Here is a 24,204-nt window from a genome sequence, read left to right as displayed (position 1 = left end):
CAAGGTGTAGAATCCGAAGCGGCAAAATAACTGTCTCACCTCCCCACCAAGGGGCGCACGAAAGCGAGCAATCAATGGACGTACTGGTGCTAACTAACTGCACCAGCAGAAAGCGCAGTCCGAAGACCGGAAGTGGCGCTGCAAGCTGGGCCCTCAGCCATCGCTCAAGATACGAGTCGGTGCAGGACCTCGCTCGTCACTGGAAACGGACCGTCGAACAGGCGGAAGCACATCAGTTTGCGATCGATCTCTACACTGGCCGATCGGTAGTAGACGCACGCGAAGCCTCCACTCTTGCAGGTGCGAAGCTTGCCTTCGTCTCAGCTGGCCTTGGCCTTCTCCAGGCCAATGTGATGGTTCCACACTACGACCTCACTGTGGCTGCCGGGAACAGTTCGATTTCACCCGCACTAGCTCAAGTCAAAGCTACCCCTGCCGATTGGTGGCTGACCCTCAACAAGGGACCATCTATCGCTAAGTTGATTGCAGCGCCCAGCACAAAGCTGATGTTCCTTGCGCTACCGAGCGGATACCTCGAGATGGTCTCTTCGGACTTGGGACAATGCGCCACCATATTTGCCAAAAAGCTGAGAATCTTCACATCAGGTAAAGGTCGCGAAGCAGTGCCCGACCACCTTCGTGGCTGCGTCATGCCTTACGACGAGCGCTTAGAGGCAACGCCGTTTGCAGGTACTCGCGCAGACTTCCCTCAGCGCGCACTCCGTCATTTCATCCAGGAACTTAAGGGCCATMGCCTTGCCTTGGCTTCGGGCCGAGCCGCAGTGGAAGATGCCCTATCCGATCGCGAGGTTCCGATACTTCCGTCTCGTACCAAGCTCCCCGACAGCGAAATTCTGGGTTTACTTCGCAAGAACTGGAGCKACTACGGCGGCAGTTCAACTCGACTGCTTCGCTTTCTACGCGACGACGCTTTAGTCGCGTGCGAGCAGGGCCGCTTCCGTCAACTTTGGCAACAGCTTCGAGCAGAGGCCGCGTCCTTACGTGGAGAGAAAGATKGCTCCAAAACCTAAGGAAATTGTTGTCCGCGCACTGCACACGACGCAAGGAGACGGGCTCGATGTTTACGCCTTCTTCATCGGCGGCGGAGACATCACACGACTCGCCGACATCAGCCGAATTGAACGCGACGCGACGGATGATTTAAAGGGTTTTCAAAGGCCTGAGATACGTAGTCACGTAAAGGGAATTGTTGACTACCTCAATCAGGGCAGCGTTCTTTTTCCGAACGCAATTATCTTGGCGATGTCACCGGAAGTTCGCTTTGTGGCGGCGCGAGGATCGAAGCCGACCGGAGACGCCGGCATTTCGCAAGCAGGTACCCTCACCATCCCGATCTTTGAGGCTGGCGAGAGGGTCGCGTGGATTGTAGATGGACAGCAGCGCTCGCTTGCACTGGCTCAGGCGAAGAATATTTCCATACCAGTCCCAGTAATCGGCTTCGTGTCAGACAGCATTGAGGTGCAGCGAGAACAGTTTATCTTAGTAAACAAGGCGAAACMGMTGCCCAGTCGACTCATCAATGAGTTGTTACCGGAGACATCGGGCATTCACTTGCCGCGCGACCTTAACGCACGGCGCGTTCCGACTGAGCTCTGCAACCTACTTAATCGCGACTCAAACTCACCATTCCACAAGCTCATAAAGAGAATGACGGACCGATCAGCATCGCCAGCCGTCATCACCGACACGGCTGTGGTTGCCATGATACGCAACAGCCTCAGCAACCCGCTTGGCGCGCTTGCAGCATACAAGGCAAGGCCAAACGAGGCGGCGGATGTGGAGGCCATGTATCGTGTGTTGTTGATCTTCTGGTCCGCCGTGCGAGACGTGTTTACAGATGCATGGGGGCGCGACCCACGACATAGCCGCCTAATGCATTCTGCGGGCATTGTGGCCATGGGCGTCTTGATGGATCGAATCTATGCAAAGCTCTCTGGTGTCGGGGAAGACTACAAGACCATCCGCAAGGAACTGGAGACGATTGCACCTCACTGCGCCTGGACGAAAGGCCAGTGGGACCTACTCGGCATAGCTTGGAACGAGATCCAAAATACGCCAAAAGACATTAAGAGATTACAGGACGCCCTGGTGCGTACCTATGCGACCCAGGTAAAAAGATGAAGTTTTTGTACTCCGACACGCAGGATTACGTAGATCCTCTTTACGACTTCCTGCAAGACCGGAATGCCCCAGGCCGCAAGCGGTACTGGGACGACTGCTATGCGCACGAAATGATGGATCCTGCGCCGTATGATGGCTTGCTGGTCTCCATGAGCGCTATCCGCCAGGCCGACGGTGTTGCGACCTCAAAGGTCCGCTACTCCACCTCTGAAGAACAACGCATGTTGCGGGATGGCGCACGCAAGTTCTTGAGGTTTGGTGGCCCCAAACACAAAGATCGGATGTTGATGGGGGACTGCGGTGCATTTGCATATGTAGAGCACCCACGGCCCGCCTATAGCCCCGAAGAAGTGGTCGAGTTTTACTCGGATGCCGCGTTCACCCACGGGTGCTCGCCGKACCACATTATCTTTGCCTGTGACACCAGCAACCCTCCCATAGAGGATCAATCCAAAGACGTCATCGAGCGCTTCGAGATTACCCTTTCGAACGCTGAAGAGTTCATCCGGCTAACTGAGAAAGAAGACTGGCCCTTCGAGCCCATGGGACCAATACAAGGATGGTCGCCAGAGAGTATGGCAGACGCTGCCGTGCGACTCGAGAAGATGGGCTACCGTTATCTGGCGGTCGGCGGCCTGGTGMCCCTCAAGGTCGACGTTATTCACAAGGTCCTGCAAGCCATTAGAAAGGCGATCAAACCGGAAACGGATATTCATCTTCTTGGCTTCGCGAAAGCCGACAAGATTCAAGATTTTACCGGCTATGGGGTAACGAGTTTCGACTCGACATCACCGTTGATTCGTGCCTTTAAGGACGCGAAAGCAAATTATTACCATAGCAACGGCGATGGTACGCTGGACTACTTTGCCGCCATTCGCATTCCCCAGGCCATCGAGAATCCTCGTTTGATGCAAGGCATCAAACGCGGCATCTTCAATACAGAGGATTTGCTGCGTCGTGAGCAGCGAGCACTGGACTCGATCCGGGCTTTCGACAAACGCAAAATGCCACTTGCGTCGGCACTGGATGCTCTCGTCGACTATCAGCGCTTCCTAACCCAGGGAGAGGCAGTGTCCGAAGAGAAGAGGGAACAGGAACTAAAGAAGCAACGGGACATGATTGCCCGCACATTGGAAKCCAAACCTTGGAAACAATGTGACTGCCCGATCTGCCGCAAGGTGGGCGTAGAGGTCATCATTTTCCGAGCAAGCAATCGCAACAAGCGCCGGGGATTTCACAATCTCGGCGTATATCACAAACATGTACAGAACATTCTCGAGGAGCGTCTGTGAGCGTCTTTCGATTTAAGGCTGTCCGAGCCCAACAAGCAACAGATCACGATGTCTTCTCGTTTGCGGCAACGCCTGAGGAGGTTCTGTCCTTCGCAGAAATCGAACKAATCGGTCGCACCGAGAGCGGACAACTAAAGGGATTTCAGCGGCATCAGGTTGCGTCACACATTAAAGAGATACGGGACTACCTCAAAAGGGAGGATGCCCTGCTTCCGAACGCTGTTATTGTCGCGTTCATTGATGGGGTAAAAATMAAGGACCTTGGGGGCGGAATCGTCAGTGTTGAGATAAATACCAAAGAAGGGAAGCCCGGCTTCGTGGTAGATGGTCAGCAGCGACTCACCGCGCTATCTGGCATTACAAAACCTGGATTTCAGGTTTTTGTGTCCGCACTAGTATGCAAGGATTACAACGAACTGCKACAGCAGTTTGTCCTGATCAACAACACGCGCCCCCTACCGAAGACGCTCATCTACGAACTACTACCCAACGTGGATGGTTTGCCTGAAAGATTTACCTCTCGGAAGTTTGCGGCTCGTGTTATTGATCGGCTCAACTTCCAGCACGGCTCCTCGTTATACGGAGAAATTCGCCAGCACACCAATCCGACAGGGGTGATTAGCGATACCGCCATGCGCCGCTTGGTCATGAACTCCGCATCCGATGGAGCCATTCGCGACTACATCAAGGAAGACGATTTCGAAGAGATCTCGATATCCCTGATCGACGAGTTCTTCAAAGCTGTTGTCGAGGTCTTCCGACCAGAATGGGTTGGCATKAGCCCGAGAACATCGCGATTGCGTCACGGCGCTGGAATCGTTGCGATGGGCTTCGTGATGGAAATTCTGTACGCTACCGAAGGCGCGAGAACCAAGGACGAGTTTGTTCCTGGCMTGCAACTCTTGAAGCCTTACACTGCTTGGACTAGTGGCACTTGGGAACTGTCAGCGAATGACACTCGCCTGTGGAACGKAATTCAAAATACGCCAACAGATATCGATCTCCTCGCGAATTGCTTGACTCGCACACTGAAGCGTCTACTTCGCAAACCCCGCCGTATCGTGAATGGATGAAAATATGCATAAGCGCGCACTAGTTTTGTTCTCTGGCGGACAGGATTCCACCACGTGCCTGGCCTGGGCTCTTCAACGTTACTCCCATGTGGAGACGATTGGGTTCGACTACGGTCAAYGCCATAGCGTGGAAATGGAGTGCCGCAAAGTCATACTGAAGAAGATGCGTACGGCCTTCCCAAACTGGTCGGAGCGTCTCGGCGAAGATCACACTCTCGATCTGAGCGTGCTCGGTCAACTAAGCGATACTGCCTTGACCAGTTCAAAGGCCATCGAACTCACCTCAAGCGGACTTCCAAACACATTTGTTCCCKGGCGTAATCTGATGTTCTTCAATTTTGCTGCCGCAGTGGCTTATCGMCGAGATCTCACGGTTTTGGTTGGGGGCATGTGCGAGACCGATTACTCCGGCTATCCCGATTGCAGAGACAACACGCTCAAGTCGCTCCAGGTGACGTTAAGCTTAGGCATGGATCAGCCTCTTGTCATTGAAACACCCTTGATGTGGCTGGACAAGGCGGAAACGTGGGAGCTAGCTGCAAAGCTGGGGGGGCCTCAGTTTGTGGATCTCATTAGGTATGATGCTCATACGTGCTATACGGGAGATCATGTTACGGCTCATTCGTGGGGTTATGGATGTGGTGAATGCCCGGCGTGCGAACTCCGTGGCAAAGGCTTCGAAGGGTATTTAGCTAGGATAAATGGATGACATAGGCCGCCGTCCGAATCAAGAAGAACAAGCACTTACTCCGGCAACTGAATACTTCGAAGCCAATTTAATTTGAAGCCCAAATATTAAAACTCACAAGTTTTTGGCACACCATGAAATACGAGTTAAGTCAGAAATTCTACTTCGAGGCCGCGCATACCCTCGAAAGGAAGATCGATACCGAAGGGAGTCGTCGAATTCACGGGCATACTTACCATGCTGAGGTATTTGTACGCGGGTTGCCTGACACCGAGTCCGGAATGGTGGTTGACTTAGGATTGCTTCGMTTAGAGATACAGAAAATTCGGTCACAACTCGATCATCACTTCTTAGACGACGTCCCTGGATTAGGATCAGCGACGCTAGAGAGTCTTTGCGCTTTCATATACCGCAGTATTTCACAAGTTATGCCAAACGTATCCAAGGTCAGCGTCGAGCGGCCGGCGAGTGGGGATAGGTGCGAACTMAGCCCAGCCTAGAAAACGGCACTCTACAGAGTGCCTGAGTTCTGCAGTGTTAACTGCATATCACCTCATGCCTGACGTGCCAGTTCTTTAAAGACACTATCCAGAATACTGGCACTCCCCTTGCCAACAGGAAGTTGCAACCCACGGTCGCCACGAGCTTCTTTCGCGCAGTAATATGCCTGATGCTTGCTGCTTCTCCAGGCGAAGACAAAGATATCAGCATTCGTAGAAAGATGGCGCAAGCGATCTGTTGCCGCGTGATCAGCGTTGATTTCCACCCTGACCTGCGGCAGCAGTTTTAGCAATACTTGCTTGGCGCGCTGTCCCGCCGATTCGGTTAGGGTGTAGATCCCAATCAGGCCGGCAAAATCGCCGAAATGGTCGCGACTMGCATCAGTCTGATCCAACGCTGGCAGGGTGTCGAGCAAGTMAAGGCAATCGTAATCTTTCGCCAGGATTCGCAAGATCATACGCTGCGACTCAGTCACGCGATGAGCATAGGCACGCACGAGATCGAGCACTTGCATGAAATACCGCAACCTCGCTTCCGGGTCCGGTGCTGATTGCAACCCCAAGATTTCCGTCGTATTTAAGGCCCAGTCCAGATGCGTGAACGCTCGGTTCGCGGTCAATATCTCGCTGAGGTCATCGAGTGCCTCGACATAATGCGCTCTGCTTAGCCCAAGGCCCACTAGAGCCTGAAGTAGTTCTGACGTCAGTGCCAACTCGTCAGGGGATGCCCCATCATTCCACGCGATCATTTTGATCAGCATTTCATAGAGGGGAATAAATCCGCGCACGGGTTGTGCCGGGCKAGCGACAAAGAACTCGACGAGATAAGGATACGCATCACGAAAAATTTGCTCTGCCTTACCTTTAGCATTTCCAATGAGTTGCACGAGTGTCTCGCACGACTTCACATCGACTATGTAATCTTCCACGCTCCATTGAGTAACGCACTGATCAAGTAGCGCGATCGGCGACGTTTGGTAAGCGCAATCCACGACGGTACGAGACCACGATAGCCAGGAAGCGCGGACATCGCTCGGCATTGCCACAGGCTGGGCACCGCGCAATTTGTCAATGCGGGTCTGATCACGCTCCGTCCATATGACCCGCGCGGAGTCATCAGCATCATCGACAAGCGCCAGGACCTTCGCGGTCAATGCAGAATCGTGGAGCTCGGCCGCGCAGCGCAGAAGCCCACTATAGGCCCAGGAATGGGGTAGGGCGCTCTGGCATAAGTCGACCGCCGCCTCATAGTCCTCATCCGCCAAAGCCTGCTTGACTAGGTCGAGTGTCTTTTCTGGGGAGGTCTTCCCAGGAGTACGCTTCTTGGCGTGCTCCCACCACCGCTGCAGGAGTTCCTTGCCTGCCGCACCAAACGGATACGCGCTCAGGATCGCCTCGCAGCGAATGGGATTCGGTTCGTCCTGTGTCAGCTCGAACAGCAGGAAGGCCTTGAGCACATTCGGATGTCGTATGCCCTTACGCTCCTTGAAAAGCGCACTAAATGGCCTGGCGATCGCCTGCTTGAACTCCGCGATGATGATGCGCGAATCCGGGTCATGCTCCATGCGCGCGATGTGGGCCTGGTAGAGCGAATCTACTATGTCGATGATGGTCTGCGGCGGCAACGCAAGATCCATCACCGCTTTAATCAAAGTGTAATTGTGCGCAATATCATCCTGCCACCCCAAGCCTGCCTGCAAACGGATATCGAGAAATTGGCGCTGTTCGACATTGACGCGGCCGGTGGCACAAAGTGCCTCCAGCAAGTTCCTTGCCGCCTTTTCATTACCGGCTAACAGGGCGCGATCGAAGTCGCCTCGCAATTTACCAAATGGTTGCTGTGTTCGATCCGGCGTGACCGGACGCCGCCGCAGTACCGTCAAATAGAGAGACAAGGCGCTGACGATCCCTACGCGCGCACGGTCCGACACCGCAGTAAATCGAAACAGATGACGACCGAACCGCTCATGCAAAGCGGCTTCGATCGGGTCATCGGCGTTATGGGTGATCGGATGGCCACGGAAATCGCTGTAGCTAGCCCCGACCACGCTAGCGAGTTCGTCCGCCAGTGCTGCGGCGCTATTACTGTCGTGGGCGACCGCATACCAGGCAATCGGACCCTGTGCCGAGAATATGGGTAGGATTAGTGGCGCCCGTCCTTCCGTGGCAAGAAAATAGTCTATCCAAGGTATAACTTGCTCGCTCCACGCCATTGGCGMAGTGTTGCCGGTGATCGCGTCCCAGTGCAGCGCGTTGCGCCCAGCGAAGAAACGCGCCAACCAAGCGGCCTCTCCGCCGGGAATCCGATCGTTCATGACGCCTCCACATAGCGGCGAAATTCAAGGCGGGTGCGGGCTAGATCCTCCGGGTCAAGCGAGAACTCTACCCACTCGTCATTGATCACCATACCGTTGTAGGTCAGGTTCATGGAGCCCATCAGCAAGCTATTCGACAGTAAAATCCCTTTCGTGTGCAATTGATCATGGATCGTAATCGTCGCACGCTCGTGGAGCACGTGCTGCTCGACTAGATGGCGCAACTTCGTCAAGAAGTTGCGATTGCTCTCGTCGCTGCGCGTGACAATGGAGACAGTGGTCCCGCGCGTCATCAGGGCCGCCAAAACATCAACCAGGCGAATTTCGCGGCGCCCCCATTCGGGATTGAGTAAATCGAAGTTTCCCGATCTGTTGTCGATCAATACGACATCGCTAATCCATGGCGAGACAATCCAGAGTTCGCCACCAGCTCTTAGCATTTCGGAGACAAACATGGTTTGCAGCAATTCCTGCACCGTCACTGCGCCTGTCGTCTGAGTCTTGAATATGCGGCGATACAGATATGTCATTGCAATGCCTCAATCAATTCGATATCGGCTTGTAATGTACCGGCCGACTGTCGCACTCCCTGCAGGCGTGCATACGCAYGGATGTATCCGGCATCAATCGGATTTGTCACGAGAGCGTTGAGTGCATTACCCAACAACATGCGTTCTCTCTCATTGCAGGTAAGCGTCACCAGTCTACCGTCCGACAGATGGGCCGCAGTCTGCGCAAGCCAGTCAGTCGCGGTAACGTCTACCCTAACGCGGTCATCGGCGATCGTTTCGGCCACAAGAAGACGCTCAATCGTCGGCAGATCGCAAAACGCGCTTCGCAGTTGCAACGCGGTTTGGCGCACGGCCTTCCCGCGCGCCCACAGGAGGCCGTAGATCGCACTAATGCGCCAGGCACMGCGATCAGCGCCAATTGCGGCGCCAAATTCCGATACCATGTGATCGATCTCATCCGCTTGACTCAAGAAATAGCTCATGACGCGCAAGTCGATCTCGATGCCAAGGCGCTCTTCCTCTGAGTCCCAACGCGAAAGAACGGAAGCGAGATAGCGATCTGTCGCTGGTMCCGCTCCCTGGCGTAAGATTCGGTTGCCCATCGAGACGATGAAACCGTGGAAAGGAGAGAATCCTGCTTCGACCAGCGCGCGCCGCAGGCGGCCTAGAATCCGCGTCATTTCGACATGCCCGCCTGCGGCACGGAACTCATKAATCAATCGCGCGACGTCCGAGTCGGCTTGCTGCGTTAGCAAACGCAGCAGGTCGGCCATCTGATGGTCGATCAGTTCGAACTCGCTCGTATCCAGATTGGCGCGCACCATTGAGAAAAATCGACGTGGATCTTCCGCATAATKACCCATGATTTGCTCAATCAATCCGCTACCGCCAGGAGTTTTCTCGGTTAGCCAGATTTCGTGCAAGCCGGGGTTGAAGCCTTGCTCGTGGTTTGGTGCGACCGGGCCGCGCGACAGGTCTACGCTCAAGTCCTCAGCATCAATTGTGGGGCACAGGTCAGTTACTGTCCGCAGGATTGCGGCTGCAAACGTGGCATGATAAACGCCCTGCAGCCAGGATTCCCATTCTTCCGTAATCGGCTCCCAGAGGACGTGACCTGCCATATGCAGCGCCTCAAGCACCTCATGGCGACGTAGGTAATCGTCCAGATCCTGGCGAAGCTTGTCAGGTGGGGAATCGTGCCCCTCTCCTTGATGGGCCTCCACGATATGCGACTGAAACATCATATTTAGTACATCGGCCATACTAACGCTGGCCGTATCGGATAGAAGCGCCCKATCGGCTGATGCCAAACTCATGCACTCCCGAACCGAGATATACGTAATCGCCGAAAGATAAATCTGCGCAAGCCATTCGCGGGCAAACGGGTTAGGCACCATCTCTAGGGTTTTGCCGCGCCATGCCTGGTCACTGAAGCGCGCCAGGCGTAGGGCTTGCCACTTGCGCTCGGTTCCCTTTCCCTGCCGAGAATAAAGGCCTGTCGGTATGCGCAACTGAAACAGCACCCCATCTGCGGCAAATTTGGCTCCCAACGCAACGGGGCACTCGTCCAGTGCAAATGTCACCTCAGCTCGCGTTTTCTCCTGGTCGACCCCAATCTCCGCTGAAGCACCACTTGCAAACCGCCGAACCTCAATCGGCGCATGCCGCGCGTGAGTGAAGAAGCCGACCTGTGCGATCACATCGGGCCAAATGCCGCCGGTGGGCGCCGACAACCAAATTGGCTCGACTTCCGGCACCAATTGGCTATGCCAATGCAGCATCGAGTTCGAAGAATCCTTAACTGCTTTCGGGGGCGCCTTCGGCTCTAGGGATAGCGGTCGATAGACAGGCATCGCAATACTGCTATCGCCATTCCAAACGAGGTAGTCACCGAGATAGACACACTGGCCGATCGACTTCACATCCAACAACGTGTTGATCTCCTCACCGCATGGCACGTCCTCTTCCCATGCCTGTGTCGGTGCCAGCCAGTAGCGCTCCGATTTGTGGTGAACCCCATAGCGGCGGCTGACGCGGCCCGGAGCGAATTCACGCAGCGCCGCAAAAATCGACATGGCAGGTTGATCAAACAGCTTGGCCTGATCAGCGCCGGGCAAGTCGATAGTGACCTCGGCAAGATTGAGGTCGGCAAACAGCGAAGCGGGAATGAATTCCGGCAGAGGATTGTTGGCAATCTGATAGTCCTTGCCCCCTTCGTTTTCGGCGCTCCAAGAGGTCGCAAGGCGTCGCAAGGCAGTCGGCAACACCGTAGTCATTAGTGGCCTGGGGTATTCCCAGAGCAGAGCGGAAACATCGTCGGCRGACAATTTCAGGGCGCGCTCCAAGTAACGGGCAAGGCGCAGAGTGCCGGCATCGGTCTCAAGAATCTGTTGTATCTCACGTTGCAGGCGCGCGCCCCGCTGCGCACTACCGGTCGGGCCGCTCAAATCCAGCCAGATGCTGCCGGGCGGCGCGTCCTGCAGGCGCAGGCCCAGGTAGTCGATTGTGGCGTAGACCGCCTGCATACGCGTGAGATAGCGGTTTGCCACGGGTAGTGTTCGCACCGGGAGCTCGGGATCGAACAGCAGATCATAGGACTGATACGCTGCGCGATCGCGGCCATAGTCGGAGAGCACCACAGTGGTCCATGGACGCATGCCACGACTACGCCCGGCCCGCCCCTTGCGCTGCAGGAAACTCGCGATGCCGCGCGGTGCCTTGTGCTGCACCACTGCGCCCACCGCGGGATCATCGAAGCCTACCTCTAGGACCGCGGTGGMGACCACCACATCGGCCGACGGATCGACACCGCGGTCTTGGGAACTGACGCGCTTGACGTTAAGGCGCGTCCTCACATCACCATGAAGACTTTCGCAAACGCGCCAGTCCTGCCCATTGATGTAGCGAAAGTGCGATGTGCCCTGTTTCCGGAGGTAAGCCAATCCGCCTTCCGGCGCGTGCCGCATGTCGGGATCGCCATAACTGTTACGCCCCTCCGCGCTCAAGAGATCGAAATACAGGCGATTGATGACATCAAGATTGTCCGTAAACACGAAAGTCTTCTGCCCGAAGACGCCCCCGCTGACGGAATCAGCGAGTTCGCGTGTCTTGGGATCCATGCACCGTTGCAACACCATAGTCGTCTGGATTGTCGTCGACAGCAATGCAGCACGCGATACCGGATCGCCGCGTAGGGCCAGCAGATACTCAGCACCTTCCGTCTCGATTTCGCGCGGTTGAGGTGAAACTTCCTCGACCAAACTAGGCCAACAACCGGTGAGCGCGGAGAAAAATGTCGTAGCATCGCGCAGCGTGGCCGACAATCCAACGAACCGCAACGACTGCTCAAGCAAGCGTTGCCACCGTCGCATCAAGTACGCGACCTGTGCGCCATGCCGCCCCTCATAGGTGTGGACTTCGTCCAGAAGCACTAATTCAGGCGGACGAATCGCATGAGGGCCCACACCGAAGAGATGAAACGACGCGCTGTCGGATAGGCGTTGATTCAGCATTTCAGTTGTGGTGAACAGCACGTCCGGTGGCCGCTTCTTGATGGTGTCGCGTGTGAGGGGAAAGATCTCCCCGTCTATCTCGAACGCGCACTTCGCGCAAATGAGTCGTTCGCGTCCGGTACGCCGATCCTGTTCGCGCCAGCGCAAGTCGCCACCGCACTCCAGGCAATTGAGCACAGTACAGACACGATCATCGCCCACTTTAGGCCAATTACACGTCTGGGCCGAACCTGGCGTGTCGCCAAAATAGGCGCCGACGCGGATCGTGTGTCGCAATTCGCTCGACAGAGCCTGTCTCAAAGCAAGCGATCGTTTCAATACTTCCCGCAACTGATCCTTGAGCAATTCCACTCGAGGATACAGCGCAATTGCCTTGACCCATGGCTTGGAAATGCTTTCGGCGAGCAAATGACGGACAATTGAGGCTAGTGCTGGCAAATAAAAGGCGAGCGTCTTGCCGCTCCCGGTGCCGGCGCAGACTATAGTCGCAAGTGGCGCATCGGTTTCGATACCACGAACGATGCGCTCGGCCGCGCGCACCTGGAATCCAGCCAGATTGAAGGCGCGGCCACCGGGTGTCAACAAGGCCCGAGCGGCCTGTAGCAATGAGGCGTTAGATGTCACGTTGCGCAGAACTACAAGCGCATCCTCAACTGATCGGTTCCTCTTCGGATATTGACGCGGTCGCCGCAAAAATCGGAAATCGGCCACCAGCGTCGGCGCCCGTTGCCAGCCCGTTTCGCCGGCATGTTTGGGAAACAGTTGACGCAATCGCGACAGCAATCGCACGGTCTCGGCCATGCGGGACCGGTATGCCACAGCGCCATCCTCCAAATCGACGACAGTTATCCACTGCCGCGAACGCAAGATCTGAATGACTGCATCGGCATCAAGAAAGTCATCAATTCCCTCGGCCAATCCTTCGTCGATTCGACGGTCGATCAAATCGACAAATTCCTGGCGACTAAATTGGCCGTCAACAATTCCCCAGGCGAGTAAGCGCGCTTCGCGCTCTTCGATCACGTCTAGGGTATTAAGAAGGAAGCGCTCTCTTGTTGTGGTCATGGCAATCCCATCACGATTTCGCGCGAACTACATAGCTGCTCAATAGGCCGTGCTCGTGCAACCAGGCAACGACTTCTGCGCCCACCAACTCCAAACTCGCCCCGGCGCTGGTAGCCGATGCGTCGAAGAAACGCTTAACCGCCGCCGGCATATCATGGGCCTCTATAAATGTAATCTTCGCTAACTCATCGGAGCAGTAGTGCACGTCGCGAACGGCTTCAGGGGTCGGTGGAATCGACTGCCGATAGCGGCTAAAGCGTTCATAGAGTTCTGCATAGCGCCCAATTGCCTGCTTGTTACCAGGAAGATGCAGCACTAAGGTCGAGCGCCGCTGATCTGGCGATAGCCCGGCAAATAGACGCGAACCGAAGTAATGTTTCCAATCCTGCCGCTGTGTTGCCTCGAAGCCACTAAGTAGGGCATCGAGTTTGGCGATCAATTGAGTCCAGCGTTGGCCCTGCTTGAGCGTCGAAGACTTTGTCGATTCGGAAAAGCGATCGGATGCTTTAGCAATCACATCCCTAACTGCTGGAATATCGGAGGGTATCGTCATTGGTACCCCCTCCTGGCACAACATAGTGACACGATCGATCAGTGCGCGCAGGCGGTTTTTCCGAACTTGCAATTCCTCGCTGAGGCCGGCAAGAATTTCTGCCTCCTCTACGCCGTTGCGGGCGGCATCCAGTTGTATGAGGCGCTCCGTGGCACGCAAAGCATCGTCTAACAACATGTCTTCTCCCCTTGCGCTTCCAGCGTCGTCAGATCAGCTAGCAGCGTCTCGAACATGGTGCGAATACTTTGCGCCTGCGTTGCCGGATCGATGCCTTGTGATTGCGCCTCGAGAAGCTGCACTTGTTTTTGGGCACTAGTCACGACCGTGCGTCCCTCTTTGACAAATCGTTGCGCGATAATCATAGGATTGATATCCAATTGTGCCAGACGGGTGATCAGTCTGATCTGATCTTGGTCGCTATCGGCCACTGATGCCTGCAGAGTAGTCAGAGATTCCTTCAGGGCGGCAGCACGAAAGGCTTCGCACAGCTTTTTGAATGTCGCTGGTGTTCCGAGATCATCCCGGCTCCATCCGCCTCTATCCGACATTTCGTCGCCAAGTTCTTTCAGCGCATCGGCCACCTCTTGCTTGGCAATATCGTCACCGAGTTCCTGTTGCAGAGAGGAGGCAATGCGAACGGCTTCCTCGAGCACTCTCTTCGCGCGCACCACGACGCGTGGCTCTGACATCGCTGTGACCTGTGCCCGTATTTCCTGCGGAATGAGTTCAGGTTCCGCGCGGTCGTCATCCTTGGCGAGATGCTCGAGCACTCGCATGATATCGACGCCATATGCGATCTTCCCAATGTTGCCTTGGAAACAACCACACTGGGCCAACACCAACTGTATTAGGCTCGGTCGAAGCAAAAGAGCCTCGTCCTGCAACGCGCGCCACTCCTGATATGTTACCGGTGCGAACTCGGCGGACCTTTCTTTCAGTTGCGGTTTGCCAAAAAGGAATGCAATCAAGCTCGACGGGGTACGGCCACGCTCGTTAATGCCAAGTAGGCGACTATTTGCGACCAGTGCACGCGTTGCGGTTCGCAAACGCTGCTCAGCATCTGTCCKGAGTAAACGCCGTGCTTCGGGAACGAGACGCGATACGAGGTTGCCCACACGCGCCAAATCGTCATCAGCCTCTGGGTAATCGAACTTCTTCTTTCTGAACTTGTAGAAACGTATCAATGCCATCAACTCGCTGCGGAGACGTCCCGTCGGGTCGCGGTTATCCTCTGCTACTTGCAGAGACTGCGCGGCAACACCTCCCTGGCCCTGGGCATTTGGTATGGAAATGCGATCGGGTTGCAGCGGCATCCTCTGGCAGCGCTCGCCATTCCAGTCAATGCGTTCACTGATCGCTGCCGCTAGTTCCTTGCGAATATCGTTTGCGATGCGCGACGGTAGTCGCTCGTTTTCCTGCACCCAGCGTTCAAGGGTTTCCTGCAGGGTTCGTTCTTCCGATGATGGGCCGGGCGGCAACGTTGGCAGCGGCGCCGGTTCGGGCCCAGGGCCGATCGGCTGTTGGGGTTCAGGAACAAAATCGACGTCGGGAACGGGCAGGTCGAACGCCTGGAACACCTCACGCGGAATTCGTCCGATGTCTGCGCGACTTTGCGGCTGATTGCCCCAGATGCTTACCACCGCGGAATAGCGGCGCCTTTGATCAGCGGTAAATGGTTGCGCCGTTAGCCATTGCGAGACATCCGCATTGTTGGCTGGGCCTGCGAATCCTGGGGGCGGAAATCGCTTTTCATCGAAGGCACCACGTCCGATCAGCAGCGGACTACGAATAATATGATCGATGATAAGCCTTGGAGTGAATACCAAGGCATCTCCTTGTCGGAGCGTCATCTCGGCCAGGCAAGCAATTGCCGATGTCGTGAACGGAAATAAGGGCGTATCGTCGACCTTACCGAAAGCAACGAGTTTGTTGTCTCCTCCATCGTCTGGATGTCGATACGGCGGGATCCAAGCACGCGCATTCTCTCTAGAGTGGTCGCGCTGCGCATAGTGGCGCGCCAGTGCGGCTTCGCCCCAACGCGCCGCATTCAGATAGGCGGCCACCAGTCGGGTGGTGCGCTGCAGGACCTCCTCCTTGTCTCTCAAATGACTCTCGACAATCCATTCGCGCTTTGCACGGGTCGCAATGGTGTCCTTACCCGTCAAGTAGCCATCGGTGACGGCAATGGCCGAGCGCATTGTCGCGAATTCCCTAACCCCGTCGCGCACCCCCTCCTGAATAAGGACGTTCAACAGCGTTTCCTGGATGCCGGTTAATGCCTTGAAATCTTCGACGAGGATGACGAGTTCACGGTCTGACTTCAACAGCAGGCGCCGAATTTCGAGTATGACGTCCTGCAAGGTCATCCCGCCCATCGCTTCATGCAATTGAAACAACTGCCGGGTTGCCTGATCAACAACGCGCCCATTTAGCAGGTTGGCCGCAACGCGCCTACCATGGCCCTCACGGGCCTCCATTTGCATACGGTAGTATTGTCTCACCGTCAGCGATGCATCCCTGTCGAGGTCGATCGAGTCCGGCASCACGAAGTCATCAGCACAGAAGTCGTCGGAGCTCGCMGACTGCCCCTCAGCCKACTGTCCAGCAACAGCGCGTTTAACCACTTTCGATAAGACCTGCGCACGAATATGATCAACGACAGAGGCATCGGCCAGGAACTTTGGTAGCATTCGTGCGTGCGCCAATTGCTCCTTCAGAACCGTATTGGTCGGATTCGCCTGTACCTGCTCCCTTAAGTCCTTGGCGAGATCCTCCAGGGCGATTTCAAGTTGTGCCTGAAAACTGATCACCGCCGTGTCAATAGTGATCTCGGCAAGGGCCTTCTTAAATTCCTGTTTGACAGAACCGTATTGATTGTCTGGCAAAGGCGCCAGGATTAATTCGACTACGCTACGCAAACTTGCGCTCTTGGGAATCCGGATTACGAGATAGCGATCTGGCTGCGGCAGACTACGCAACCGAGCGGCCAGAATACGTACCAAGTGCGACTTGCCCACACCCGACGAGCCGGTAATCGGGACGACATGGGCGCCAGTCGGCACATTGGCCGTCATGAAGTACTCGTAAAGATCATCTTCGGATGCCGGCAACTTTTCTCCGCTCGGCAACTGCCGGTACGAGAGCGGCGATGGCTGATGCACTGCCAATAGCACAGATTCCGGAGCACCTTCGGCTTCCGGTTTGATACAGCTATTGACTTCCTCTGCGGTKGGCCAGTAATTCAGCAAACTCAATTGGCGTCTCCCAAGAAGCGGACATGGGTAAAGCTGGACCAGGTACGGTACGCGCGGCCTGTGAGCGTCAGTGCGGTGCCAGCATCGGCCCTTTTCTCTAGCGCGATGTTGCCGTTCAACTCAAGGCGGCGCAGAGCCAACGACAGCGACATGGACAGATGTTCGGCAGGAGTTCGACGCCAGTTTTCTGACCGCAATATCTCTTCGACTTGGCGCCGGTATTGTCCGCGATCGAGGACCGGCAGCCGCGTAGCCAACGCATCGATAAAGGCATCCGCCGGCACAGCCTGTTGGCTCGGCAGCACGTGCGCCAATTCACCGCGTACTGCCTCGGTTGGATCGAGGAAGAAGCTATTGTCGTCACCCGTTGCGAAGCCKAGATAGCGCGCCCAGACGCGCATGCCCGGCCAGCGAGAATCGTTCATAAAAATGAAATGTGGGCTAGGGACTTGCGTGCGTTCGAGGTGCTCGATGTCAGAGTTCGGCAACGCGTAAATGTCTTGCGCCAGCACCCATGACAGGGCTCGCGCAAAGTCCGCGGCCCGTGCGGCTCCCTCCTCAGTTTTTTCGCTACCTAAGGCCCCCCAGATTGGCAAGCAGTGCTCTGATTGCAGAATAAGATAACGGCATCTTGCAGGCAGGCGATCTGTCCAAGTCTCCAGGGTCTCGCCGCGCAGGCGTTCTTCAGTGAGTCGCACAACGCCKGCGTCGTCGGAGAACAACCCCAACTCAATCCAGCGCGCCATTGCGGCACGCAGGCGCGTAAGGTCCGGGTCCTTTCCGGTCTCAACGCTTGGCGGTGAGCACATGGAAACCAATTCCTCTTTAGCTAATGGACCTTGCTTGAAAAGCGCGCGAGCCAGAATGATCATGTGCGAATGCAAGCCGTCACTGGCGAGATTGTTGATAGTCACTGGCTGATCGTAAGTAGTAAATGTTCAAGATGCGTGGCGTAGGGGCTGATGTCGGCCAAGCGACGCTGGGAATTTGAGGGATCCAGAGAACTGCGAGGCAGGAAGATGAGATGCTGTGGCCGTTGTAGGAGTTGAACACGTTCGAATACGTCCGGTGCCACGTCGCGTCCCAAGACTGTGACGCGCGCCAGTGGCGTGTACGGTTCTCCATTACTTTCGTCGAGGCCTTGATGAATCACGACGCCGGCACGAGCACGGCGGTAGAGCAACCACCAGGCGGGCTCTCCGCAGACGCTAGAGGTGGCATCTGCTGCCACTTCCCGTACGCCGCACTCTTGCACGAGCCACCCGACAACTTTGATTATCGACTGTGTCAGCGCAGGCGCATCTGCATCGTAAAAGACATAAACGAAGGCCGGATCGATCCAGCTAAATCGTTGGTTCCATGCCGAGAAATCGCTTTGGCAGGTCCGCGMGATGGGAATCGGGAACGGCAGCCGATAGGTCCGCGTCGCATTGCCAGAGAAGCGATCCTCCTTGCACCCACCGCATACTTGCGTAACGCCCACTGGCCACTGCGGCAAGCGAATCCGATACAGTTCACCAAGCGCTCCTCCAACCTCCGTCTTTCCGTTCAGCAATCGCTGCATGAGTGAAAAATTCTTCTGAGCCGCGGATTTCGTTTTGTCGCGTGCACTGGTCACATGTTGCTCCCACACCGATGGCAACAGATGGCCGTTGTCGAGGATACGAACGCGAATTTTTGCCTTAGCAGCAAGCCGTGATGAGCCAAATCCGTCCCCTTCCTCGTCTGGATCTTGGTTGGGTTCCACGTCTAGCGATATCATGCCCGCGCGGGCCATGAGGATGAGTGTTCGCATGTTCCAGTCGACGTTGTATTCGTTCCCGCCTGGGAGCCCATCGCGTACTGCATCGATATTGATGAGGTACAAGTCCTCCTCTCCGGCAGGCTCCCGACTCTGGTACATGGCCCTCCAGCGAGTGAAGCCCATCTCCTCAGTGACCAACTTCGGTTGCGACATTTGGGCAGGCAGCACCCAATCGGTATCATCAAATACCAGCAGGCTGACGGCAGCGCGGCCATCACGGCCGCCGCGGCCAACCTCTTGATAGAACCGGTCAAGCGTTTCTKGGATCGTGGCATGGACGATGGTTCGCACATCAGCTTTGTCGATACCGACTCCAAATGCCGACGTGGCAATAATGCCGTCGAGCCTATTCTTCCGCCAGTTGTCGATGATCTCCAATCGCTGCCGCGCGGGTGTGCCACCATCAAAGCAGGCGATCCGTCGGATTCCGGCCTTCGACCTAAGCACCGCATCCCATTCGCGCACATCTTCGCGCTTGGTGACATATAGAATGAATGGCCGTGGCGCATGACGCAACGCTTCTAGCACACGCATATGCTTGTCGGCCCGACATGTGGCACGATAAAACCAGTATTGTGGCTCCGGCCGTAGGTGTACAGCGGCAACCATTTGCACTCGTTCAGCAGGGCCAAAGAGGTGAGCAAGCGTCTCGACCGTCTCTTCGCTAAAGGTGGCGCTCAGCAATAGCGTCCGGAAACTGTGTGGAGCGCTTGCCAACAAGTTATTACGCAAGCCCGCCAGCGCCTGGAATGTCGGGCGGAACTCGTCGCCCCACTGGGTCACCAAATGAGCCTCGTCAATGACCAAGTAACGCAGCATACCCGCGTGAGCTGCGTCGGTGACAGCACCCAATAGCGATGTATTCAATGCCTCTGGCGAAGTGAATAGAATCCGCTGGGTGCCATTGCGGAGGCGCTTGCGKATCTCTGCGCGTCCTTCTTTCGATAAGTCGCCATACCAGGCTAGCGGCCATGGCACATGCATCGGATCGGCTTGCCGAAAATACTTCAGCATGGCGTGCTCCTGGTCGATCGCCAGTGCTACCGTCGGAACTACAAAGACAGTCAKATGACCGGCCTCCTTGTGTACGAGTGCGCCCGCCTGCCCAACTAGGCTTTTGCCTGACCCCGTCGGCAAATTCACGAGGAGGGTCTCCCCCGGGGGAATTAGGAAAGACGCACGAACCGCCTCGCGCTGGCCGGGTGAAGAATAATGAGTAAAACCGGTCGCGTCGGTTATGAAGGGGTCGGCTGGGCATTGACCAGAGGTGCGGACCAGGCGCTCTGAATATGCATCATGAAAGGCGCYGTCGTCCGTGCTGTCTAGCCAGTCTGGCGACCACGGTTGCGCCGTCAACAGATAGGACTTACCATCAGCCGCGGCCAAAGTCTGTACACCGTGGGCAGTCCACGCTTCTGCAGATGGCCATGATGGATTGGCCGGCACACGCAACTTGAATTGGTGCCCTTGTTGTGCGCTTTCACGAAGCAAGCACTGCCGGACCAACGGAAGCAAATCCGCGTGCAACTTCTGATTCGCGCTTGAGCGTCGCGCATCAAGCAAGATTTGAAAAATACGCGTGAAGATCGGGTTGCCGACGTCGTGCTGTGGGAGATCCGCCGCTGGCMAGTMGCTGAACAGAGACTGCAAGTCTGCAAAGAGAAAGCTMATTGGAGGCCACCGGTCGACTGTTCGAGAACGGAGACCGGTTCGCTGCTCAGAAAGACCACACCTGCCACGTCGACCTTGATTATCGGTGTTTGAATACCGGCGTGCAGTGCCGCATTCAGCATCTTCTCCAGGGTCAATTGCGCATGCTCGGCAGCGGCCTCCGCGCCTGCCAACGACTGAATACGGGTAGTCAATTGCGCATATCGTCCCGCGTCCTCCTGGACAGCCTTGTCGATTGCTTCGCGCTGGCTCGCCCTAAGCTCTGGGCGCCTCATCACGAAGTCGAACGCACAGTCGCGCATTCGAAGACAGCGTTGTGACCAGTTGGCGAGCKAATCGGGGGCTGCCTTCTTCAAGGCGCGAAAATGCTCGAAATCAAGATTCTTATCGATATAGCCGGCCCCCCCCTCTTTCGCGTATCGCGGCGCAAGATAGGTCGCGATGTAGTCGGCCGGCAACTCCTCCCCATCCTCGTTAAGCCATACACGGGTCACTATTGGATGAAACAACGCATCCCCACGACGGCGTAAAACTGCGAGGTCAGATCTCGACGCCTCCCCATACTGGGCAAGAATGGCGGCAGCCTCATCAAGTCGCGCTTCAATCAGAAAATCGAAGCGAAAGCACATTTCCAAACGATCCGTTGGAAAGCCTTCATGGATCTGGCGCCACATGGCAAAACTGCGGCCACGGTCGTMGACTTCCGAAAACGACTTAACGGCTTCAACAAACGCATCACCATACCGCAATGGCCTCACGCCACGCCGGACGGCCGTAGTTCGATGTGCCGTGTGCGGATAGGAAAGCGGATGTAAGGATGAACTGCCGGGGGCTTCGTAATCTATGGCACCCAAAAAATCCTCTAGAAAGCCCGACATAGGTATTAATGTCGCCCTTCCACCCTGCTCCGGTGGGCTATATTGAAAGCGCGTGGGCACATCTACAGATGGTAGCTTTGTTTTTTCAGGTATCGGCACAAAAAACAAGGTATCCGTAATCCAATACAGCGTCGATTGCTTGATTGACTTCCAATCGCTATCGAATTCGAGCAGCGACTCGATATCGCTTTCAGACAGTGGCGCCAATTCATCGAGTGCATCTTGCTGATCGATCAATTTCAACTCGGTAGCGACCAGACCCTGCGGACCTTGCAGGCGAGCCACGAGTTCTGTCATTGCCTCAATACCGTGCAGAAAGATATTTTCCTGCAACCGGATGCCTTCCGCATCGACGATGTACTGGAGGCTGGAGATAGATTGCCCGAAGACGTTCCAACCGGAATTGAGCACGTCAAACCAAGCACTTTGCAACGTCGATGTAGCCTCGAGGAGGACGTATGACTGCACAGGCATCCCGGACCCATACCGGTCGACTCGGCCAATTCGCTGTTCGATTTGGTTGGGATGGATCGGCAGATCGAAATGAACAATAGCCTTGCTCCCACCCTGGAGATTGATGCCTTCCTCGGCTTCGCGATCGCAGACAATCACCTTGACACTATCGTCCGAGTTAAAGCGCACCCAGTCGGGATCGCTGCCTTGGTCATCGACCTCCATCGTGGCGTGGCGTACCGCCGAGACATGGTTGCTTCGTAGATGCCAAAAAACAGTGTCTGCCACCTCGGAACTAGAGCAAAAGACAATGGCCTTAGTATTGGCAGAGAATTGCCGCACCTGATCGGAGATCATTGCGCTGCGCTGCGCCAACCAGTCGTCTTCGTCACAATGGGCCAGGAGTTTGACCAGATAGTCATCCTCATCGTCAAAGGTCGCGGTGACAGCATTGGATAGTGCGTGTATTGTCTGCCTCCTTTTATTGCATACCAGCTTGAATTCCATCATATTCTCAAGCAGGGCAGTTATGCATTCCCAGTAGAAGCTGATCAATGGCGCTTGGTCTTTAACATCTTCCGGCCCGCGCAGCGATGCTACGGCGGAGATTCGCCAGGATTCAAGGGTGGCCTCAATGGCACGCGCCGAAGAGTCATGCATCGTCCACGGTTGGGCACCTTTCCGCAGAGGCGTTATTCCACTAATTCGCCGACGCCGATTACGCAAAATACGCCGGTTCAAGCGATAGGTTTCTGAGATGTGCGCGCGCAATTGCCGAATCGCATCTATCAATTCCGGGTCTTCTTCTTCCGGAACGCCTACCAGTAGCGCCTTCAAGGCGAACGTCAATTCCCGGAGACGTAAGTCGTGAGGAATTTTATCGAGCAAATCATCTAGAACGCCATCAAGGAACAAGGATTGCGACGGTTCCAGCATGGCGACGGTCTCTGCAAGGGATTGGCGATGTGCAATCCTTGTACGGAACGAATCGTAGTCACCCAGTGAGTAAACTGCGGGTTCGAGCAAATGCAGCATTCGCAGAAATCCCTCTTCGTTCCGCAAAATGGGTGTCGCTGATAGCAAGAGCACTCGCGGCACAATTCTCGCGGTACGACTTACCAATTCATATAATTGTCGATGTTGATCGCCGGCCCCCGGATCGGCAATACGATGGACCTCGTCGATGATCAGCAATGTGGCCATCTCCACGGCGACTAATGCCCCCTCGCTATCGTCATGAGCCACAACGAAGACTGAAATATCAAGAAAATCGAACAATCCGAATCGACGCGTCAATTCACGGCGCCATTGGGTCACTAGTGTCCGTGGCACGAGGATAGCGATGCGATGATTGACTGGATCGTCGAGTACCGCTTGCCGAACGACGATACCCGCCTCTATCGTCTTTCCCAACCCGACCTCGTCAGCCAACAGATACCGCTGAGATGGGTCAGTCAAGACTCGTCGCACGACGMCAATTTGATGCGCCTCTAGTTCGACTGCCGAAGACAGCAAGGCTGACATGCCATGAGCCAAGCCGCGTTGAGCGATGTACGAACTCAGAAACTGAGTGCGTGCTTCAGCATATTGCGGCGTTTCGGTGATCTGMTGCGCCAGGAACAGCGATGGATCTTCGATCGGCCTTTTCCAACGGACAAACACGTGCTCATAAGTAAGATATACGTCGTGCTTGTGCGAAAAACKGATGAACAGTCCCTCACCATCGTCTTCAATGACGCGCCCTACTCGCCAGCGAATGCTGCCTTCGTCGAAGACATAAACGCGAGTGTTTTTTCCTAAGACTTTGGGCCGTATCTGAGGCGCCTCGACTTCGCGCACCACGCGGCCGCCAATAGTCGGAAAATCAAAGTACTCGATCGTTCGCCGTGGACCATTTACCCCGATGATCTTTGCGATTCCATCGGCCTCATAGCCCTTCACGATGCAATATGGCGACGTCATTTTTTCGAAGTATCCCCAAAAAGTACGATGTACATCCGCAACATTCAACTAGTATATAGTTCGTTACCGATTTTCGACAACGGCAACTGATCTCTCTTCCGCAGGCATGGCAAGGCCAAAAACCCTCTCATTCGCAAACTCGGCTTCATTGAAGAAGGAAAGTCTGCGCAGCACTGCGGCAAGATGATGCTCGAGTCCATTCTGACTCCGCCGGGGTTCAAGCCTGCGGAACCCGAGGCTCTTTTGACGGCCCCATTACGTGAACTTAACGGCAGAAATATCGAGTTCATTAGAGCTGAGAGGCCTGCGCCTCGCCACGAGGCGCTCAGATATGTGGCACGACAAACGGACTAATCCCAAGCGACCGGATGGATCGCCAAATTCATCGCATCAAGACAGAGGCAKCAAAGGCATCCCTGACCACGAGCATCCAAGGATGGCGATAGGGGCTATGAGCTACATCGGAATGTCCGAGTCAAGGGGAACCCCGTGGCAGAGAAGGACTTGGAAGAACGGCAACGGCCCGGTAC

At 55.6% G+C, this 24,204-nt stretch carries 13 protein-coding genes and 1 pseudogene; 6 read left to right on the top strand and 8 right to left on the bottom strand.

Annotated features, from left to right (window positions below):
* The first annotated feature begins 74 nt into the window (after positions 1-74).
* The 6 genes from AC1DKV_RS23950 (at position 75) to AC1DKV_RS23925 (ending at position 5,695) form a co-directional block, all read left to right on the top strand.
* Positions 75-1,031, top strand: coding sequence for a hypothetical protein (locus AC1DKV_RS23950; RefSeq protein ID WP_477138130.1), 957 nt, complete (start codon positions 75-77; stop codon positions 1,029-1,031).
* Positions 1,003-2,142, top strand: coding sequence for a DGQHR domain-containing protein DpdB (gene dbpB / locus AC1DKV_RS23945; protein ID WP_477138129.1), 1,140 nt, complete (start codon positions 1,003-1,005; stop codon positions 2,140-2,142). The genes AC1DKV_RS23950 and dbpB (AC1DKV_RS23945) overlap by 29 nt, the downstream gene beginning before the upstream one ends.
* A complete protein-coding gene (gene dpdA, locus AC1DKV_RS23940) occupies positions 2,139-3,434 on the top strand; it encodes a tRNA-guanine transglycosylase DpdA (protein ID WP_477138128.1) in 1,296 nt (431 codons plus the stop codon). The genes dbpB (AC1DKV_RS23945) and dpdA overlap by 4 nt, the downstream gene beginning before the upstream one ends.
* Positions 3,431-4,507 carry a DGQHR domain-containing protein DpdB gene (gene dbpB, locus AC1DKV_RS23935; protein ID WP_477138127.1) on the top strand — a complete coding sequence of 359 codons (1,077 nt, stop codon included), beginning with the start codon at positions 3,431-3,433 and terminating at the stop codon, positions 4,505-4,507. The genes dpdA and dbpB (AC1DKV_RS23935) overlap by 4 nt, the downstream gene beginning before the upstream one ends.
* Entirely contained in the window at positions 4,500-5,216 is a 717-nt protein-coding gene (gene queC, locus AC1DKV_RS23930) for a 7-cyano-7-deazaguanine synthase QueC (RefSeq protein WP_477138126.1), read from the top strand. Before dbpB (AC1DKV_RS23935) ends, queC begins: the two co-directional genes overlap by 8 nt.
* Positions 5,217-5,329: 113 nt before the next feature.
* On the top strand, positions 5,330-5,695 hold the full coding sequence (locus tag AC1DKV_RS23925) for a 6-carboxytetrahydropterin synthase (RefSeq protein ID WP_477116802.1): 366 nt from the start codon (positions 5,330-5,332) through the stop codon (positions 5,693-5,695).
* A gap of 53 nt (positions 5,696-5,748) precedes the next feature.
* Here AC1DKV_RS23925 and dpdD read toward each other — a convergent pair whose 3' ends face one another.
* The 8 genes and pseudogenes from dpdD to dpdE form a co-directional block, all read right to left on the bottom strand.
* A complete protein-coding gene (gene dpdD, locus AC1DKV_RS23920) occupies positions 5,749-8,010 on the bottom strand; it encodes a protein DpdD (RefSeq protein ID WP_477138125.1) in 2,262 nt (753 codons plus the stop codon).
* The gene (gene dpdK, locus AC1DKV_RS23915; RefSeq protein ID WP_477131696.1) at positions 8,007-8,540 is read right to left on the bottom strand and encodes a phospholipase D-like domain-containing protein DpdK; all 534 of its coding nucleotides are present in this window, start codon (positions 8,538-8,540) and stop codon (positions 8,007-8,009) included. Before dpdK ends, dpdD begins: the two co-directional genes overlap by 4 nt.
* Positions 8,537-13,099 carry a protein DpdJ gene (gene dpdJ / locus AC1DKV_RS23910; RefSeq protein WP_477138124.1) on the bottom strand — a complete coding sequence of 1,521 codons (4,563 nt, stop codon included), beginning with the start codon at positions 13,097-13,099 and terminating at the stop codon, positions 8,537-8,539. Before dpdJ ends, dpdK begins: the two co-directional genes overlap by 4 nt.
* 10 nt (positions 13,100-13,109) lie before the next feature.
* Positions 13,110-13,829, bottom strand: a complete 720-nt coding sequence (locus AC1DKV_RS23905; protein WP_477116798.1) for a hypothetical protein — start codon at positions 13,827-13,829, stop codon at positions 13,110-13,112.
* Entirely contained in the window at positions 13,820-16,906 is a 3,087-nt protein-coding gene (gene dpdH / locus AC1DKV_RS23900; protein ID WP_477138123.1) for a protein DpdH, read from the bottom strand. Before dpdH ends, AC1DKV_RS23905 begins: the two co-directional genes overlap by 10 nt.
* Positions 16,903-17,820, bottom strand: a complete 918-nt coding sequence (gene dpdG / locus AC1DKV_RS23895; protein WP_477116796.1) for a protein DpdG — start codon at positions 17,818-17,820, stop codon at positions 16,903-16,905. The genes dpdH and dpdG overlap by 4 nt, the downstream gene beginning before the upstream one ends.
* Positions 17,817-20,273, bottom strand: coding sequence for a protein DpdF (gene dpdF / locus AC1DKV_RS23890; RefSeq protein WP_477138122.1), 2,457 nt, complete (start codon positions 20,271-20,273; stop codon positions 17,817-17,819). Before dpdF ends, dpdG begins: the two co-directional genes overlap by 4 nt.
* A 164-nt stretch (positions 20,274-20,437) precedes the next feature.
* A pseudogene (gene dpdE / locus AC1DKV_RS23885) lies at positions 20,438-23,674 on the bottom strand (protein DpdE); the annotation flags it as partial.
* Positions 23,675-24,204 lie beyond the last annotated feature (530 nt).

It is taken from the genome of Cupriavidus sp. 05T41 (assembly GCF_056396525.1).
Note: the sequence above shows the minus strand (reverse complement) of the source record. Positions and strands in the feature narration are given on the sequence as shown.

Bases quoted from the DNA above. Each gene is read 5' to 3' on its own strand.
- AC1DKV_RS23905 (WP_477116798.1), bottom strand. From the start codon at position 13,829: ATGTTGTTAGACGATGCTTTGCGTGCCACGGAGCGCCTCATACAACTG.
- dpdK (WP_477131696.1), bottom strand. From the start codon at position 8,540: ATGACATATCTGTATCGCCGCATATTCAAGACTCAGACGACAGGCGCA.